Here is a 17787-nt window from a genome sequence, read left to right on the forward strand (position 1 = left end):
TTTCTGATCTCCTCTATAAGTGCAACTTCCTTCTTGCTGAAAAAAGCATCACTGCATAGTTTTTAGAAATCCCTTTACTATTGTATCAAACTTTTCCGGTTGTTCCACATGAATTGCATGGCCAGCACCATCAATTTTGACAAAATTCGCGCGAGGGATGCATTTTTCTATGTTTTTTAATAGGCGAAAGAACTTTTCATCGCTTTCTCCATTCAGTAAAAGGACAGGCATTTTTAAGTTTTGCAATTCGTTCCACCATGAAGGCTGAGCCCCTGTTCCCATGCCACGAAGGCTATTTGCAAGTCCTGTTGGATTATTAGCAAGCCGTTCTTTTCGCACCGCTTCTTTTACGTTTTGCGCTAAACGTTGTTGCGTTTCAAATAGCGGAATATTTTCCCACATCGATACAAAATTTCGGATGCCTTCTTGCTCGATTTTATCGGCAAGTCGTTCATCTTTTTCCTTGCGTTCTTTTCGCTCTTCCTCACTCTCAAGTCCAGCTGTACAGTTTTCTAAAAGAATAGAACGCACATATCCTGGATATAAGCATGCCATCGTAATCGCAAGTCTACCACCCATTGAATAGCCAAGTACATGTGCATTTTCAATATGAAGATGATCCAGTAGTTCCTTCATGTGCAGCGCCACATTTTGAATATCATAATGCGTCACCTCTTCAGGACTTTCCGTTTTCCCGTGTCCAACAATGTCTACTAGAATGACTTGAAACTGCTCGCTCCAAGAAGGAATAAAGGAACGCCACGTTTCCATGCTTCCCGTAAAACCATGAAGAAGTAGAAGTGGTTCCCCGCTTCCGGCTACTTCATATTCATACGATACACCTTGCAATGTTACTTTCATTTTGATTCACCTTGCAAAGATGTAGTAATAACGTCCATTGTTTTTGTCCATAATTCACGATGTAATTTCAAGTTTTCTTCGCGATTCGTACAAATTTCCACAACGTGTAATCCTTTCGTTGTCGTTCCAGTTTGTACTTCTTCTCGGAAGTTTTCCCATCCATCTACACGGCTAAATGAACCACCATACATTTTGACAACATGCTCGTAATCAAGCCCAATTGGTGTTCCAAATAATGATTCGAAATGTTCCTTTTTCTCGTATTGTGGTAAGAATGAGAAAATACCTCCACCATCATTATTTACAACAACAATCGTTATATTTAATTCATGTAATTTTGCGGCTAATAATCCGTTTAAATCGTGATAAAATGATAAATCACCGATTACTAATACGAGCGGATCACAAATAATACTCGCTCCTAAAGCTGTTGAAATAATTCCATCAATACCATTTACACCGCGGTTCGCCATTACTTGAATGTTTTTATCCGACGTGAAGAAAAATGAATCTGTATCGCGAATTGGCATACTATTACTCGCAAATAACGTTGCCCCTTCTGGTAATACGCGTACAATATCCGTAATGACTTTTCCTTCAAATGCAGTTTCATATGTTTCCATTTCACGAAGCGTTCCCTTCGTTTTTTCGTTTATATGTTGCCACATTCCGAACCAATCATTCTTTTTCATAATTGGCATTTTATCTATTAATGCCCTGCAAAATCCAATGTCACTAGCTTGTACAACTTCTGTCGCAACAAGAGCTGGATCTCTCCATTGTCCAGATTCATCGACAACGATATGAACAGCTTTCGTTTGCTTTTTTATAAACTGTGTTAATGCTTTAGAGATAGGCATACCACCAAAGCGAATTAAAACTTCCGGTTTCCACGTTTCTTTTAACAGTTCATTTCGTAAAAATGTATCGTAACAATCGATCACCATCGTTTTATCGTGATGTCCGCTACGAATATTAGAAAGTGGATCTGCTAAAATTGGATACCCTGTTTTCTCAGCTACTTTCATAACAACTTCTGTGATTTCTGGATGACTGCCGTCTCCACAAATAATAAGCCCCTTTTCCATATTTGAAAGGCGCCCTACAAGAGAATTTACATATTCACTCGGCATCGTCACATTTCCTTGCTGAACTACTCCTGTATATTCACCACGCCCTTTATCCCATAAGCTTTCTAATGAAAAATCTGGGATTAACGGCTCGCGAAGCGGAAAATTGAGATGGATAGGTCCTTGCGGTGCTAGAAGTGCGCTTGCTATCGCACGCTGTGTCGTCATACGAGCGTAATGATACATCGTTTCGCTCGCCTCCGGAAGTGCCATCTCCATAAATTGCTTCACAAAAGTACCGTATAAATTAAATTGATTCATCGCCTGTGGTGCACCCACATCTCGTAATTCATGCGGTCTATCCGCCGTTAATACGATAAGCGGCACTCGTGAATGAAACGCTTCACATACAGCTGGATAATAGTTCGCAGCTGCCGTCCCTGACGTACATAATAGTGCAACAGGACGTTTTTTTGCTTTCGCAATACCAAGCGCAAAGAATCCTGCTGATCTTTCGTCTACATGTAAATATGTTTTTATTCCTTCATGTTGTTCCATTAGTAAGGCAATCGGCGTTGACCGTGAGCCTGGACTAATAACAACATCACATACATTTAGACGCGTCAGTTCGTCCACGAACGCGCCTAAATAATATGATAATGCTTCTATATGATTGTTCATTTCATTAATTCCTCCAAAGCACCAAGCATCGGTCTAAACTTCAAACTTGTTTCTTCATATTCAAGCTGCGCTACTGAATCAATTACGATACCACAGCCGGCAAATAAGGATGCTTTCTCGCCGTTTAATAATCCGCAGCGAAGTGCAACCGCAAATTCACCATTTCCTTCATCATCTATAAAGCCAATTGGGGCACCATATAATCCTCTATCTAAAAGCTCTACATCACGGATTAATTTCAACGCCTCATGACGAGGTGTACCACCAAGAGCTGGCGTTGGATGTAATTCTTCTACCATCGCTAAAAGACTTGCATCGCCTTTTGCTTCTACTGGCGTATATAAATGGATTAAATTTTTCGTCGTTAATAAGCCTGGGCTCTCCGGAATATTAACAGATTCGCAATGCTCACTTAGCACACCTCGAATCATGTTAACTACATAACCGTGTTCAGCCAAATTCTTTTCATCATGAAGAAGCGTCTCACCATTTTGTTTACTTTCTTCTATAGAATTGCCATGACCAATTGAACCAGCAAGGCACATCGATGTAAACTTCTCGCCTTCTTTTCGAATCAATCGCTCAGGTGTCGCCCCTAAGAAGCATGCTCCTTTATAATCAAAAGAAAATACGTAACAATCCGGTTGCCCAATGCGAAGCGCTTCTAAAACAAGAACGGAATCAATATGCTGATCCATCGTTAATTTTAGCTCTCTTGCTAATACAACCTTCTGCACGTTCCCTTGCTTCATTTCATCCTGAACTTTTCCAATCGCATTCATCCAGCCCTTCGGATCAACTTCTACTTTAGAAGTAACTGTTAATTTTGATCCTTCTAGTGCACATTTACTCTCTTGTAAAATTCTCTCTTCTACAGAAATAATTTCGTTATAAAGAGTTTCTGCACAATCTTCAGCTGAAACGAACTGATTAATGGTTAACCACGCTTTTTCATTTTTTACAGTTAATAAAAATGCTGGTAGTGAAAATGTAGTATCATCAAATTCTTTCCAAAGATTCGTTTTTTCTTTTTCTTGGTCAAATGAAAATCCACCAAATAAAAGAGGACCTGTTCCAAATTCATATCCTTCTCTTTGTACAAATGCTTTCTCTTTCACTTTATCCCACTCGTCACGAGCAGTTTGAAAGCGTTTGTGAGAAGAATTTGCTATAGTGAAAACAGAGCCAATTCCAGCAAATATTACATGCTGAGCTGGGTCTGCAAAATAACATCTATTTTCGAATGAGACCCTTTTTCCTGCTGCATAAAACAGAAGTGGATCCACCCAATCTATTTGTTTTACAAAACTAACTAATGTTTTTTCATCAGTCGCACGCTTAATAGCTGTAACAAGAACTTCTTGTAAGCCTTTTTGTTTCGTTTGAATCACAATTGTCTCCCCCCTATGGGCGAAAAATAGTCATAATTACGCTTGATTTTAAGATACACCTCAAAGGAAAGGCCTGTCAACGTTTAGCATTTCTGAGAAATTCACCTTCTCTTCCTAGAAAATAAACGTTGACACTAAATGATGCTTTTTCTACACTTAATTGTGTACAATATGTGACCAAGGAGGGTTCAACATGGAAATGAACGTCGAAACGAATTCCTCTCCTACAGCGCAAAAGCCAAGTAAACAAACCGGCTGGCGCATTTGGTGGAGTTTATTACGTCCCCATACATTAACAGCAGCTTTCGTTCCTGTTTTCATCGGAACAGTTTATGCAATGCAGGTCGGAGGTATAAATCAAATACATCTTCCTCTTTTCTTTATGATGCTTCTTGCTTGCCTTCTCATTCAAGCAGCAACGAACATGTTTAATGAATACTTTGATTATAAAAGAGGACTCGATCATGAAGGTTCAGTTGGAATCGGCGGTGCTATCGTCCGCGATGGCATTAAACCAAAAACCGTGCTTAACTTAGCATTCGGATTTTTAGGCATCGCAACGCTATTAGGTGTTTATATTTGTATGAACTCTAGCTGGTGGCTTGCTGCAATCGGTCTTGTTTGTATGGCCGTTGCTTACCTTTACACTGGCGGCCCCATTCCAATTGCATATACACCATTTGGAGAACTAACAGCAGGATTATTTATGGGTGTCATTATTATTGGTATTTCATTCTTTATCCAAACAGGGGCAGTAACATCAGAAGTGATTTTATTATCTATTCCAAGCTCCATTTTAATTGGTGCAATTTTACTATCTAACAATATTCGTGATTTAGATGGTGATAAAGAAAATGGTCGTAAAACGTTAGCAATTCTCGTTGGACGCGAAAGAGCAGTTGGTGTACTTGCTTCTATGTTCATCGTTTCCTACATTTGGACAATCGCTTTAATCATCGTTAACATCGTATCACCATGGATGCTTATCGTATTCTTAAGTGCACCGAAAGCATTTAAAGCGACGAAAGGCTTTATCGGCAAAAGCATTCCAATGGAAATGGTACCTGCGATGATTTCAACAGCAAAAACAAATACAATTTTCGGTCTCCTAATGGGAATCGGATTATTGCTTGGATACTTCCTATAAAGTGAAACTTTAATCAGTGGGGATTTTCTTCACCCTCACTGATTATTAGTTGAACCAATCGGGCGTTTACGGGCAGTTGGTCTCCCACCTAACTTCTTTGCTCCAGCCAAATTTTAAGGTGGGAGTTTTACTGCCCGTTAATGCGGGATAAAAAGGAGCTGCTTACGCAGCTCCTTTTTTCATATACCAACTTCCCAGCTGAAATTCATCTCATAATTCCTACTCCGAACGCTCATACTATGTAAAGAAACCGAATTGTAGGAAGGTGGACGACTATGTTAACTCCACAACAAATAAATCAATTTAAATCTATTTTAGAAAAACAACAGCAAGAAGTTGAACAAACGATACAAACTCATGAAAATGAAAACCGTGCATCTGAACGTGATTCAGTAGGAGAATTGTCTAGCTATGACAACCATCCAGGTGATATGGCTACAGAATTGTACGAACGTGAGAAAGATTTCGGACTCATCGAATTTTGGCATAAACAGTTAGAAGATACGAAACATGCTCTGCAAAAAATTGAAGCTGGTACGTACGGAATTTGCGAAGTGTCTGGTGAGGAAATTCCATTTGAAAGATTAGAAGCAATGCCAACTGCTACAACGTGTATTCAGCACACTACAAATAAATTAGATATGAACACGCGCCCAGTTGAAGAAGAGGTGCTAGCTCCTTCGTTTCACAAGCACGACGAAGATCATTCTGTTGAATACGATGCTGAAGACGCTTGGCAAGACGTCGCAAATTACGGAACATCAGAAACACCCTCCGATTTAGAAAGACAGGATTCAAAAAACTATAACGGTATGTATGTAAATAGTGAAGAAAATGTTGGTTATGTAGAGGATTTCGAAAACTTTATCGGAACAGATATGTATGGAAAAAACCCACAAGTTTTCGCTACAGAGGAACATGAAGAATATGAACAATTGCTTGATGATTTTGAAGAACGCACCTTTAAAGGTGAATTATCTTCAGATGAGTCTAGTTCTAAAGCATAAAAAAAGCATTCCGAAGTTCGGAATGCTTTTTTTCGCTAGCTAATTAGTTTTTTGTAACGTTAGCTGCTTGTGGTCCGCGGTTTCCATCAACGATTTCGAAAGAAACTTCTTGACCTTCTTCTAAAGTTTTGAAGCCGTCGCCTTGAATAGCTGAGAAATGTACGAATACGTCTTCTCCGCCTTCAACTTCGATGAAGCCAAAACCTTTTTCGCCGTTAAACCATTTAACTTTACCTGTTTGCATGTCATGTACCTCCTAAATAAAAATGAAACTATGAATCCACATGAAAAGGTGGATATAAAGGACATGAATGTATAACAAGCTTACAGCCTTTAATACAACGTGCTTTATTTCCGTACCACATTATGTAGCTCAATAGTGTTTTCACTATATCACGCTGAATCCAAAACGTCAAATGAGAATACTTTCATCCTATCATTTTTTATAATCCTAGTATAATCTTAAATTTCCATTCTATTTTTATTCAAAAATTAACAAAACTACAGTATTTTAATTCCGTTGATTTCTGTACAATATAATTACTACATATGATGAGGTGAAAAAATGCAAGCACATGAAATCGAGTATAAATTATATGGCGATGATATGCAGTTTGTTGAAATTGAATTAGATCCAGAAGAAAGCGTTATCGCTGAGGCTGGCGCAATGATGATGATGGAAGATCATATCGAAATGGAAACGATTTTCGGTGATGGTTCTGGACCATCTAGTGGTCTATTCGGTAAATTAATGGGCGCAGGTAAACGTCTCGTTACAGGTGAAAGTATGTTTATGACTGTATTTACAAATACAGGTCATGGCAAACGACACGTATCATTCGCCGCTCCTTATCCTGGAAAAATTATTCCTGTTGATTTAACAGAATATCAAGGAAAAGTAGTCTGCCAAAAAGATGCATTTCTTTGTGCGGCAAAAGGTGTTTCTATCGGAATCGAATTTACAAAGAAAATTGGAACTGGTTTCTTCGGTGGTGAAGGTTTCATCATGCAGAAACTTGAAGGTGACGGACTCGCTTTCATGCACGCAGGCGGAACAGTATATAAGCGTGAATTGAAACCTGGTGAAAAACTTCGCATTGATACAGGTTGTCTCGTTGCAATGACAAAAGATGTTAACTACGATGTTCAATTCGTTGGAAAAGTAAAAACAGCTCTATTTGGCGGCGAAGGTTTATTCTTCGCTACGCTAGAAGGTCCTGGAACGGTTTGGATTCAGTCCTTAACACTTAGCCGCTTAGCAGCACGCCTTACAAGCCCAGCAGCTCAAAATAGCGGTGAAGGCAGCGTTTTAGGCGGACTTGGTCGCCTTTTAGATGGGAAAGAATAAAACACTAGAAAAAGATAGTCCCCTCCTTCATAGGGAACTATCTTTTTCTTTTGGACTGTATAAACCATTTTGAATCATATAGTATTCCATCGCTTTATTAAGCCATGTCTCTTCTTCCTATAATAAGATAATAAAATTGTTTAAAAAACAAATAAAAGTGTTATAAAGTATAGAAATAGTACTTGACGGATTTGTATTATATACTTATATAAATAAGAAATACATTTAAGTGTGGGGCTGATTAAGTGTTTAAATATAACGTATGTTTCTTAAAAAGTAAGGATAAAGTCTTGATGTTGAATCGTGAAAAGGCACCGATTATGGGCGTGTGGAACGGTGTTGGTGGCAAAAATGAAATAGGTGAAACTGCTGATGAGGGTGCAATTCGTGAAGTGTTTGAGGAAACAGGATTCAATGTAAATCAGTACTATTCAAAGGGGATCATTACATGGAATACTAGTGATCATAAAAAAGATGGATTATATGTGTATTTATTTGAAGTAGATACAATATTAGAGAGTGAATCTATAAAAAAAACTAGAGAAGGTATTCTCGATTGGAAGCAAATCGATTGGATACTGAATCCCTCTAATTTAGGGATTGCTGAAATGGTAAAAGAATATTTACCTGTTCTATTAGAAAAAGCGGGCGATTATTCATTTGAATATAAAAATGATATATTAATACTTGTAAAATAAAAGTTTTTACATACAGATTTCATAATTAAACACCTTTATTATCTATTTTTAATGAGGAATTTAATAAAGAAACTTAAAGAGTCTTGCTACATGTGAATTGTAATAAGGCTCTTATTTTGCTATTTAAAATTAAACACTTATATTCTCTCTATACACTTCCTCATTACAAGTATATCGCACCATCTTATTATAATATTTTCATAAAACCCTTCTACATCCTCTACTTTTTCACTTAAAGAATACACCGCCTCTTCTCCGCGACATACTTAAGAGTTACCTTCATATGCTGACCGACAAAGTTTTGAACTTCTGGATCATCAACTGGTTTTCCAAATAGCCTTTTTTCAAAAAGAATGAATCAAGTCCCTCACTGCATATATTGAACTATACCTTTTCTTAAGGAGGGCTTTCTTGATGCGTACTCCTTTATCCTTCGATAAAGATACTGCCATACTGTTAGCATCTTGCTGCGATCTAACGTATGAACAATATAAACAAAATGGGATTTTTGAAATACCTGATGGATTCCAATATGTACAAGGCTTTCAAGGAAAAGCGATTCAAACGATGGAATGGTTTGGGTTCATATTAGAATCTGAGGATACGATCATTGTAGCTTTCAGGGGCACACAAACAGATACAGATTGGATTATCGATTCACTCGTCAACCAAAGGCCATACCCATACGCTTTAAATAGCGGAAATGTCCATAACGGCTTTCTTTCAATTTATGAATCTTGCCGGGATCCTATTATGGATATGCTCGTGTCATTACCAGCCCATAAGAAACTTCTTGCAACAGGCCATAGCTTAGGAGGTGCACTCGCTACACTACACATACTAGATGCACGTATAAATACTGCCTTCGCACAGTACGGTCTTTATACATTTGCCTCTCCAAAAGTTGGAGATATCGCCTTTCGAAATTATTATAAACTGCAAGTAGCTAGTAGCTTTCGTTTCGTCAACTTATTCGATGTCGTTCCACTTCTCCCTCCCCGAAACATAAATTTTAATGATCGTGATTGGGAATATGCACACGTTCATCACAACATGACATTTACGAAAAATACAAAATCCATTACGAATAATCATTCCATTACAACATACAAAACATGTCTGACCTCTCATTTTTAACCAGTAAACAATTGGAAATTCAATATTTGTATACTATAATAATCTATGAAATTACTTTCGGATGAGGGGACCTTACATGCTAAAATTTATCTTTGCACTTTTTCTTATAATAATTTTTTCGTTTACAGGTTTCTTTACATTTTCATACTTTGCGACAGGGGAATATGGCGGAACAGGTATAATATATACGTTCATGCCTTACCTTTCTTAAGCAAAATAAGTAAAACGAGCTTAATCTCATTAAGCTCGTTTTATTTTTCTAAGCAAGCGTATCCCTGTTTTAAAAGTGAATAAATAAAAGCCCCTTCAAAAGGGGCTTTCATCTAAAAAAGTTTAACAGTATTACCAATACCCCAAATTTCATTACTGTACTGCAAAATTGTTCGATCACTCGCAAAATGCCCCGATTGTGCAATGTTCAAAATCGACATTTCCAGCCATTTCTGCCTATTTTCGTATGCCCTTCCGACAGCTTCTTGTCTTTCAGCATATGGGCTAAAATCTCGAAGAACGAAGTATTCATCATTTTGAATAACGAGAGAATCATAAATCGCTTCAAATTCAGCTCCCGACTGTGCAAAGAAACCATTCGTTAACTGATCTACTACTTTTTTAATATGCATATTGTGGTGATAATAGTCACTTGCACGATATCCACCATTTTGGTAGTAATGAAGAACCTCATCCGCTGTTAAGCCGAAAATGAAGCAGGCATCATCACCGACCCGGTCTTTTATTTCAATATTAGCTCCATCTAACGTTCCGAGTGTAATTGCACCATTCATCATGAATTTCATGTTACCTGTTCCCGATGCTTCTTTACTCGCAGTTGAAATTTGTTCACTTACATCTGCCGCCGGGAATATATCTTCCGCTAAAGAAACTCGGTAGTTTTCTAGAAAGATAACTTTCATAAATTGACTTACGTACGGATCGGTATTTACTTTTCTTGCAAGCTCATTTATTAATTTAATAATTTTCTTCGCATAATAATAGCCCGGTGATGCTTTCGCTCCAAAAATAAAAGTACGCGGGTAAAATGAAAAACTAGTATCCTCTTTTAAACGGTTATACAAGTATAAAATATGAAGAACATTTAATAACTGTCGTTTATAGGCATGTAGCCTTTTCACTTGCACATCAAAAATAGAATTTGGATCAATAGTGATCCCCATTTTATTATGAATGCGCTCCGCTAAAATAATCTTACGCTCTTGTTTTACCCCTGCAAGCTTTTCTTGAAAACTAGTATCATGTATGAAGTTTTGCAGTGCTTGCAGCTTAATTGGCTCTTTCTTCCACTCTTCACCAATCGCTTCCGAAATAAGATTCGTCAGCTGCGGATTCGCCTTCATTAGCCAGCGCCTATGAGCAATTCCATTCGTTTTATTATTAAACTTATCTGGATAAAATTCATAGAACAATCGCATTTCACGCTGCTTTAAAATTTCTGTATGAATTTTCGCCACACCGTTAACGCTATGGCTACCAACAATCGCTAAATGAGCCATTTTCACAAGATCATGCGCAATAATGGCCATGTCCTCAATACGCTTCCAATCGTACGAATAACGGTCCCAAAGCTCATGACAGAAACGTTCATTAATTTCTTCAATAATCATATAAATTCTCGGTAATAACGGTTTGAAAATGTGAATTGGCCATTTCTCAAGCGCTTCTGATAACGTCGTATGATTCGTATAGGAAATCGTCTGCGTTGTTATATGCCAAGCTTCTTCCCATGTCAATTTTTCTTCGTCTAATAAAATACGCATAAGTTCTGGAATTGCTAGAACCGGATGTGTATCGTTTATATGAATTGCGATTTTTTCATGTAACTGACGAAGATTACCGTGTCTCTCCCTATGCATACGAACGATATTTTGCAAACTTGATGATACGAGGAAATACTGTTGTTTCAAACGAAGTATTTTCCCCTCATCATGCGTATCATCTGGATATAAAAATTCCGATACGGCCTCTGTTTCACGCTTATATTTCAAAATATCCTTACAATTTTGCGGGAAAGGAACTGGCTCCGCATTCCAAAGCCGAAGCGTATTTACAGTACTTGTTTCATACCCTATAACTGGAACGTCATATGGTACTGCCATAATAACTTCTGCATTTGTATGCCTGAACTCTAAACGTCCATCAATTTCTAGTGGTTCAACGTTTCCAAAATAACTTACTTCTACGGCTTGGTCATACCTTCTTACTTCCCAAACGTTTTCATGAAGAAGCCACTGTTCTGGAAATTCTACTTGATAGCCGTCAACAATTTTTTGATCAAACAGGCCATGCTTATAACGAATACCACAGCCATGTCCTGGTAAGTTTAAAGAAGCGAGTGAATCGAGGAAACAGGCTGCTAAACGTCCAAGGCCACCATTACCAAGGCCAGCATCTGCTTCAATCTCTTCTAACTCTTGCAAAGAAATTCCAAGTTCAGAAAGCCCCTTTTCACATACATCTCGAATGCCTAAATTTAATATGTTACTGCCTAGCAAACGCCCAAGTAAAAACTCAATGGACAAATAATACATTTGTTTTTGATCTCCAGAACGATAACTTTCATTCGTTGCAATCCATTGACTATTCATATACTCACGTACCATATGACCAAGCGTATTATACTGATCACGAGTTGTAGAATCTTTGAAACTTTTCCCATACATCATTTCTAATTTTTCTAGAAAAGCGGATTTAAAGCTTTCAACATGAGTAAACATTTTTTCACCACCTCAATGTTATTCCATGAGACTTTTATACAATTTCTTGTATGCAAGAGCAGATTTCCCCCAGCTATAATCTTCAGTCATCGCTTGCTTTACAAGCTTATCCCATACCGGTTTATCTTGATAAAACTCAATTGCACGAAGAATTGTATGTAACATGTCATGCGCATTAAAATTCGTAAAGCTAAAGCCATTCCCAATTCCAGTTTCCTCATCGTAAGAATGTACAGTATCATTTAATCCGCCTGTTTCTCTTACAATTGGAATCGTGCCATATGCTAGCGCAATAAGTTGTCCAAGTCCACACGGTTCAAACAGCGATGGCATTAAAAACAAATCGCTTCCCGCGTACACTTGGTGCGCTAACGCTTCATTAAATCCAATATATACTTTTACCTTTTCTGGATATTCGTATGCCATCCATTCAAAGAACTGCTCGTATTCAGAATCGCCTGATCCCAAAATAATACATTGTACATCTTCTTCCATTATTTCACGGAATACAGTACGTACTAGATCAAGCCCCTTTTGCTTCGTTAATCGTGTTACCATCGAAATAACTGGTGTATCTTCTTTTTCTGGTAAACCAAAATAACGCTGCAATGCGCGTTTATTTTCACTCTTTTCCTCTAATGACTCTGCACTATACTGAGCCGTAATATATGGATCTGTTTCTGGATTATATACACTCGTATCAATTCCATTTACAATGCCACTAAGCTTATCGTTATGCTTTCGTAGCAATCCATCTAACTTCTCACCGAAAAACTCATATTGAATCTCTTCTTTATATGTCGGGCTAACCGCTGTAATTTGGTCAGATGCGATAATACCGCCTTTCATAAAGTTCACGTTTCCATAAAACTCAAGCTGTTCACTATGAAAATATTCATGACCAAGCTCCAGTAAGTCGTACATCACTTCAGGAGGAAATACACCTTGGAACTGCAAGTTATGAATCGTATATACCGTTTTAATATGCTCATATAACGGGTTATCTTGATACTTTTCACGAAGTAAGAAATTAACCATAGCTGTATGCCAATCATGGCTATGAAGAACATCTACTTCGAAATCAAGATGCGGAATACACTCTAAAACTGCTTTTGAAAAATAAGAAAAACGCTCCCCATCATCATAATGGCCATAGAGAGAATCTCTCTTAAAATAATATTCATTATCTATTAAGTAATACGTAATCCCATCCTGCTCACCTTTTAAAATCCCGCAATATTGGTTTCTCCATCCAAGAGGAACGTTAATTACTTTATGAAGCGTACATCCTTCTCTTAACTCTTTCGGGATAAGACTGTAGTTTGGAAGTATAATGCGAACATTCACTCCTAATTTTTTTAATTCTTTTGGAAGCGCTCCTGCTACATCAGCTAGACCTCCGGATTTAATAAACGGTACACATTCTGATACTGCAAATAAAATATTCACCTGTTGTTCCACTGCACGAAAAGCGTATACATCATAAATCGCTCTTCTTACAGCTTCCTCCCTTCAAGTTTTCATATAGAGTAAAACCTTAATTAGTGGGGGTTTTCTAAATCCCCCACTAATTATGCACCTGCTATTTACGAATAACTGTTGATTGTACTATTTTGTACACTACCTTTTTCTACAACATATGGCTCATCAGCACTTCCTTTTAACACTACGCCGTCGCCAAGTTTCACATCTTTATCAATAATAACACCATCTATTATGCAATTATCTCCAATTTTGCTCTTTTGCATAATAATACTATTACGAACAATTGAACCTTTTCCAATTTTAACAGAACGGGAGATAACACTATTTTCCACTTCACCTTCAATAATACTACCGTTTGCAATCATCGTATTTTTCACTACTGCACCCTTCATATAACGAGTTGGCGGCTCATCTTTTACTTTCGTAAAGATTGGTGCTTCTTTCTTAAATAATTGCTTCCAAATAGTAGGCTGCAAAATTTCTAGACTATGCTTATAGTAACTTTCAATCGAATCAATGATAGCTACATATCCTGTATGCTCATACGTAGCAATATGCAGTGATTTCCCGCTCTTTTCTCTCACTACATCAAATAAACTGTATTGCTCCACATCTTTATATGTCTCAAATAAGTCTAGCAATAATTGTTTCTTTAACACATATGTTTGAAGCGAAACCCCTTCATGACAAACTTCAGTAATATCTGCAGACGTATGTATATGTCGCTCTAACACCGCTTGAAAGTTTAACGCTGTTACAAGATGGCTATTCGTAATAACAACATATTCTTCTCTGCTTCTTAGAAAATAATCAATATGTCTTCTAAAATGTGCAAAAGATCCAAATTCGTCATGATCACATTGGCAGTTCGGTGGGAATAAAAACAGTCCATCACGCTTTCTATCTAAATCCCACTGTTTTCCTGAACCGACATGATCCATTAAAGAACGATTTTTATGACTTGTAAAAACCGCCACGCTATGAATATTAGAATTCACCATATTTGAAAGCATGAAATCAATGAGGCGGTAACGGCCTCCAAACGGTAATGCCGCTAATGAACGATGCCCTGTTACTTTCTTTAAGGAAGGAAAACTTCCCGTTGCATTAATAATTCCTAACATTTTTTCTCCCATTCATTTCATCCCCCTTTTCTATTTTCCTTCAGCAATTAGTACTACATCATCAACATTTTTTTCTGGACGAATTATTGTCCCATCTTCAATAACCATTTCCGATCCAACGATCGCTCTTTCAATCACAACGTTTTTACCAATCTTTGCCCCCGGCATAACGACAGAATCGATTACCATACTACCTTCTTCCACCGTCACTCCTTGGAATAAAACAGAATGCTTCACGTCCCCTTCAATGACGCACCCTTCATTAATAAGTGACTCTTCTACTTTTGCCTGTTCTGCAATATATTGAGGTGGCTCGTTTGGATTTACAGAATAAATGCGCCAATTACGATCATTTAAATTCAACGATGTTTCATCGCGAAGTAAATCCATATTCGCTTCCCATAAGCTTTTCACCGTTCCAACATCTTTCCAATATCCTTCAAACGGATACGCCATCAACTTCTTCCCTTCATCTAATAAAAGCGGAAGTACGTCTTTTCCGAAGTCATTACTAGATTCAGGATTTCTTGCATCCATCTCTAAATATTCTTTTAAAATAGACCAGTTAAAAATATAAATTCCCATTGATGCAAGATTACTTCTTGGAAATTGCGGTTTCTCCTCAAATTCAACAACTTCCATCTCTTCATTCGTATTCATGATGCCAAAGCGACTTGCTTCATCCCACGGCACTTCAATAACAGAAATTGAAACATCTGCTTCTTTCTCAATATGGTAATCTAGCATTTTACTGTAATCCATTTTATAAATATGATCGCCTGATAAAATAAGGACATATTCTGGTTCGTACTGACTTAAATAGTTTAGGTTTTGATAAATAGCACTTGCCGTACCTGTATACCACTTCACACCTGAAGACTCCGCATAAGGAGGTAACACAGTGACTCCACCATTTACACGATCAAGATCCCAAGCGTTTCCGATTCCAATATAATTATGAAGTTCTAACGGTTGATATTGTGTTAAAATCCCCACCGTTTCAATACCGGAGTTTGCACAGTTACTTAACGTAAAATCAATAATGCGATATTTACCACCAAATGGAACAGCTGGCTTGGCTAAATTTTTTGTTAATGCACTTAAACGACTACCTTTTCCCCCTGCTAGTAACATTGCTACGCACTTTTGTTTTTGAGCCATCTTGTTTTTTGCTCCCCTTTCTCGTCTTCACTGGTCGTAATATGGATACGCCAAATGGTGGAATTGTAATTTCTACATGTGCCGCTTGATTATGATATGGCTCTAGAATCGTCTTGAGACGTTTCTTATTAACTTGCCCCGACCCGCCATATTGCACCGCGTCACTGTTTAAAATTTCGTTATAATACTCGAAATCTGGTACACCTACTTTATAGTTTTCATATGTAGCTTTCGTAAAATTACATACGACAACTAACGCATCTTCCTCCTTATCCCCTTGGCGGATAAACGAGAAAATACTTTGCTCATTATTATTAGCATCAATCCACTGAAATCCTTCAGGCGAGTGATCTAACTGCCAAAGTGGTTTTGAGCGCTTATACAATGCTATGAGCTCTTTAAAGTAATCATGCATGTAACGATGCATTTCAAAATCATGTAAATTCCAATCTAAATCTTCAAGGTCTTTCCACTCATCAAATTGCCCGAATTCTCCACCCATAAAGAGTAATTTCTTACCTGGATGAGTAAAGAAATATCCATATAATAAACGAAGTTGGGCGAACTTATCCCAGTAATCTCCCGGCATTTTATTTAATAACGATTTTTTCCCATGAACGACTTCATCATGAGAAAGCGGCAATATAAAGTTTTCAGAGTGAGCATATATTAAAGAGAATGTCATTTTCTCATGAATGTATTTCCGGTACTCTGGCGCACATTCCATATATTTCAGCACGTCATTCATCCAACCCATATTCCATTTATAATTAAATCCAAGTCCACCCTCGTATGTTGGAGCTGTTACAAGTGGCCAAGCTGTTGAATCTTCTGCTGTCATAAGAAACTCTTCATCTTCTGCAAACACAGCTTCATTTAACTCCCGTAAGAAAGAAACAGCGTGTTCATTGCTTTGCTCTTTTCCTTCTTTATTCCAGTACAGCATATTCGCAACTGCATCTACTCTGAAACCATCAATATGGAAATATCTCATCCAAAATAACGCATTTGAAATTAAGAAATTACGTACTTCTCTCTTCCCTAAATCAAAATTAACAGTTCCCCATACCAGGTTTTCTTGTACGTCTCTATCTTTATATTCATAAGTCGGTGTCCCATCAAACAAATATAAACCGTGAGCATCTTTACAAAAATGCCCCGGCACCCAATCTAAAATGACACCGATTCCATATTTATGACATTCATCGACAAAATACATCAAATCATGTGGCGTGCCGAATCTACTTGTAGCTGCATAATATCCCGTTCCTTGATATCCCCAAGAACGATCATATGGATGCTCAACAAGCGGCATAATTTCAATATGTGTAAATTGATGTTCCACCACATACGGAATGAGCGCCTCAGCCATTTCTCTGTAAGAATACAGAGCACCATCTTCTTTCTTTTTCCAAGAACCGAAATGTAATTCATAAACTGTCATCGCTTCTTTATAAATCGATTTTTTCTTTCTCTTACGAATCCAGTTTTTATCATTCCATTCATATCCCTCTATATCAAAAACTACAGATGCCGTATTTGGTCTTACTTCTGCATATACTGCGTAAGGATCTGCCTTTAAAATAACGTCACCGTTCATCGTTTCAATCGCATACTTATATATCTCATTCTCTTCAATATGCGGTGCAAACAAGGACCAAATCCCCTCTTCTGTCACTTGTAGCATCTTATGTTGCTTATAATCCCATTCATTAAAATCCCCAACAACACTCATTGCTTTCGCATGAGGAGCCCATACTGTGAATCGTACACCTCGCATCCCATCTTCCGTCACAATATGTGACCCAAAGATGTTATAACTGTCATAGTACTTTTCTGTATGAAACTCATCTCGTTTCACTTCTTCACAATTTATTACATCCAATATGTTCACCTCACTAAGATGACAGAAATTTTTTACTCTTTATCATTTCTGCAAAAAACT

At 37.6% G+C, this 17787-nt stretch carries 14 protein-coding genes and 1 pseudogene; 5 read left to right on the forward strand and 10 right to left on the reverse strand.

Going from position 1 to position 17787, the window contains the following annotated elements; all coding sequences use genetic code 11:
• Positions 1 to 48 precede the first annotated feature (48 nt).
• From menH to MHB76_RS23180, 3 genes are read right to left on the reverse strand one after another with little or no spacing between them, the layout of a single operon-like run.
• Complete coding sequence (menH, locus tag MHB76_RS23170) at positions 49 to 861, reverse strand: 2-succinyl-6-hydroxy-2,4-cyclohexadiene-1-carboxylate synthase (protein WP_078173891.1); 813 nt, start codon at positions 859 to 861, stop codon at positions 49 to 51.
• Complete coding sequence (menD, locus tag MHB76_RS23175) at positions 858 to 2612, reverse strand: 2-succinyl-5-enolpyruvyl-6-hydroxy-3-cyclohexene-1-carboxylic-acid synthase (protein WP_078173890.1); 1755 nt, start codon at positions 2610 to 2612, stop codon at positions 858 to 860. Before menD ends, menH begins: the two co-directional genes overlap by 4 nt.
• On the reverse strand, positions 2609 to 4003 hold the full coding sequence (locus MHB76_RS23180) for an isochorismate synthase (protein ID WP_002112544.1): 1395 nt from the start codon (positions 4001 to 4003) through the stop codon (positions 2609 to 2611). Before MHB76_RS23180 ends, menD begins: the two co-directional genes overlap by 4 nt.
• 193 nt (positions 4004 to 4196) lie before the next feature.
• On the opposite strand from MHB76_RS23180, the gene MHB76_RS23185 reads away from it, so the two are divergent.
• Positions 4197 to 5150, forward strand: coding sequence for a 1,4-dihydroxy-2-naphthoate polyprenyltransferase (locus MHB76_RS23185; protein WP_340987808.1), 954 nt, complete (start codon positions 4197 to 4199; stop codon positions 5148 to 5150).
• Between the two features lie 275 nt (positions 5151 to 5425).
• Positions 5426 to 6157 carry a yteA family sporulation protein gene (locus MHB76_RS23190; RefSeq protein WP_002112546.1) on the forward strand — a complete coding sequence of 244 codons (732 nt, stop codon included), beginning with the start codon at positions 5426 to 5428 and terminating at the stop codon, positions 6155 to 6157.
• A gap of 43 nt (positions 6158 to 6200) precedes the next feature.
• On the opposite strand, the gene cspD is transcribed toward MHB76_RS23190, so the two are convergent.
• Positions 6201 to 6401, reverse strand: a complete 201-nt coding sequence (gene cspD, locus MHB76_RS23195) for a cold-shock protein CspD (RefSeq protein ID WP_001193051.1) — start codon at positions 6399 to 6401, stop codon at positions 6201 to 6203.
• Between the two features lie 321 nt (positions 6402 to 6722).
• Between cspD and MHB76_RS23200 the strand changes: the two genes are divergently transcribed.
• On the forward strand, positions 6723 to 7505 hold the full coding sequence (locus tag MHB76_RS23200) for a TIGR00266 family protein (RefSeq protein ID WP_002160055.1): 783 nt from the start codon (positions 6723 to 6725) through the stop codon (positions 7503 to 7505).
• Positions 7506 to 7532: 27 nt separating this feature from the next.
• On the opposite strand, the pseudogene MHB76_RS23205 reads toward MHB76_RS23200, so the two are convergent.
• A pseudogene (locus MHB76_RS23205) lies at positions 7533 to 7622 on the reverse strand (MerR family transcriptional regulator); the annotation flags it as partial.
• Between the two features lie 128 nt (positions 7623 to 7750).
• On the opposite strand from MHB76_RS23205, the gene MHB76_RS23210 reads away from it, so the two are divergent.
• Both MHB76_RS23210 and MHB76_RS23215 read left to right on the forward strand, forming a co-directional pair.
• On the forward strand, positions 7751 to 8203 hold the full coding sequence (locus MHB76_RS23210; protein ID WP_033714891.1) for an NUDIX hydrolase: 453 nt from the start codon (positions 7751 to 7753) through the stop codon (positions 8201 to 8203).
• A 414-nt stretch (positions 8204 to 8617) separates the two neighbouring features.
• Positions 8618 to 9340 carry a lipase family protein gene (locus tag MHB76_RS23215; protein WP_002112553.1) on the forward strand — a complete coding sequence of 241 codons (723 nt, stop codon included), beginning with the start codon at positions 8618 to 8620 and terminating at the stop codon, positions 9338 to 9340.
• A gap of 323 nt (positions 9341 to 9663) precedes the next feature.
• Here the strand turns inward: MHB76_RS23215 and glgP are convergent, their stop codons facing one another.
• The 5 genes from glgP to glgB all read right to left on the reverse strand — a co-directional run bounded on the left by glgP (position 9664) and on the right by glgB (position 17727).
• Positions 9664 to 12072 carry a glycogen phosphorylase gene (gene glgP / locus MHB76_RS23220; RefSeq protein WP_078173886.1) on the reverse strand — a complete coding sequence of 803 codons (2409 nt, stop codon included), beginning with the start codon at positions 12070 to 12072 and terminating at the stop codon, positions 9664 to 9666.
• A gap of 18 nt (positions 12073 to 12090) precedes the next feature.
• Positions 12091 to 13521, reverse strand: a complete 1431-nt coding sequence (gene glgA / locus MHB76_RS23225; RefSeq protein ID WP_002112556.1) for a glycogen synthase GlgA — start codon at positions 13519 to 13521, stop codon at positions 12091 to 12093.
• 137 nt (positions 13522 to 13658) lie between these two features.
• The gene (glgD, locus tag MHB76_RS23230) at positions 13659 to 14693 is read right to left on the reverse strand and encodes a glucose-1-phosphate adenylyltransferase subunit GlgD (RefSeq protein WP_002160052.1); all 1035 of its coding nucleotides are present in this window, start codon (positions 14691 to 14693) and stop codon (positions 13659 to 13661) included.
• A gap of 18 nt (positions 14694 to 14711) precedes the next feature.
• Entirely contained in the window at positions 14712 to 15842 is a 1131-nt protein-coding gene (gene glgC, locus MHB76_RS23235) for a glucose-1-phosphate adenylyltransferase (RefSeq protein ID WP_078173885.1), read from the reverse strand.
• Positions 15790 to 17727 (reverse strand): 1,4-alpha-glucan branching protein GlgB, encoded by a 1938-nt coding sequence (gene glgB / locus MHB76_RS23240; protein WP_340987814.1) that lies wholly within the window; start codon positions 17725 to 17727, stop codon positions 15790 to 15792. The genes glgC and glgB overlap by 53 nt, the downstream gene beginning before the upstream one ends.
• Between the last annotated feature and the right edge of the window lie 60 nt (positions 17728 to 17787).

The organism is Bacillus sp. FSL M7-1345 (assembly GCF_038006985.1).
GTDB classification, from domain to species: Bacteria; Bacillota; Bacilli; order Bacillales; family Bacillaceae_G; genus Bacillus_A; species Bacillus_A cereus_U.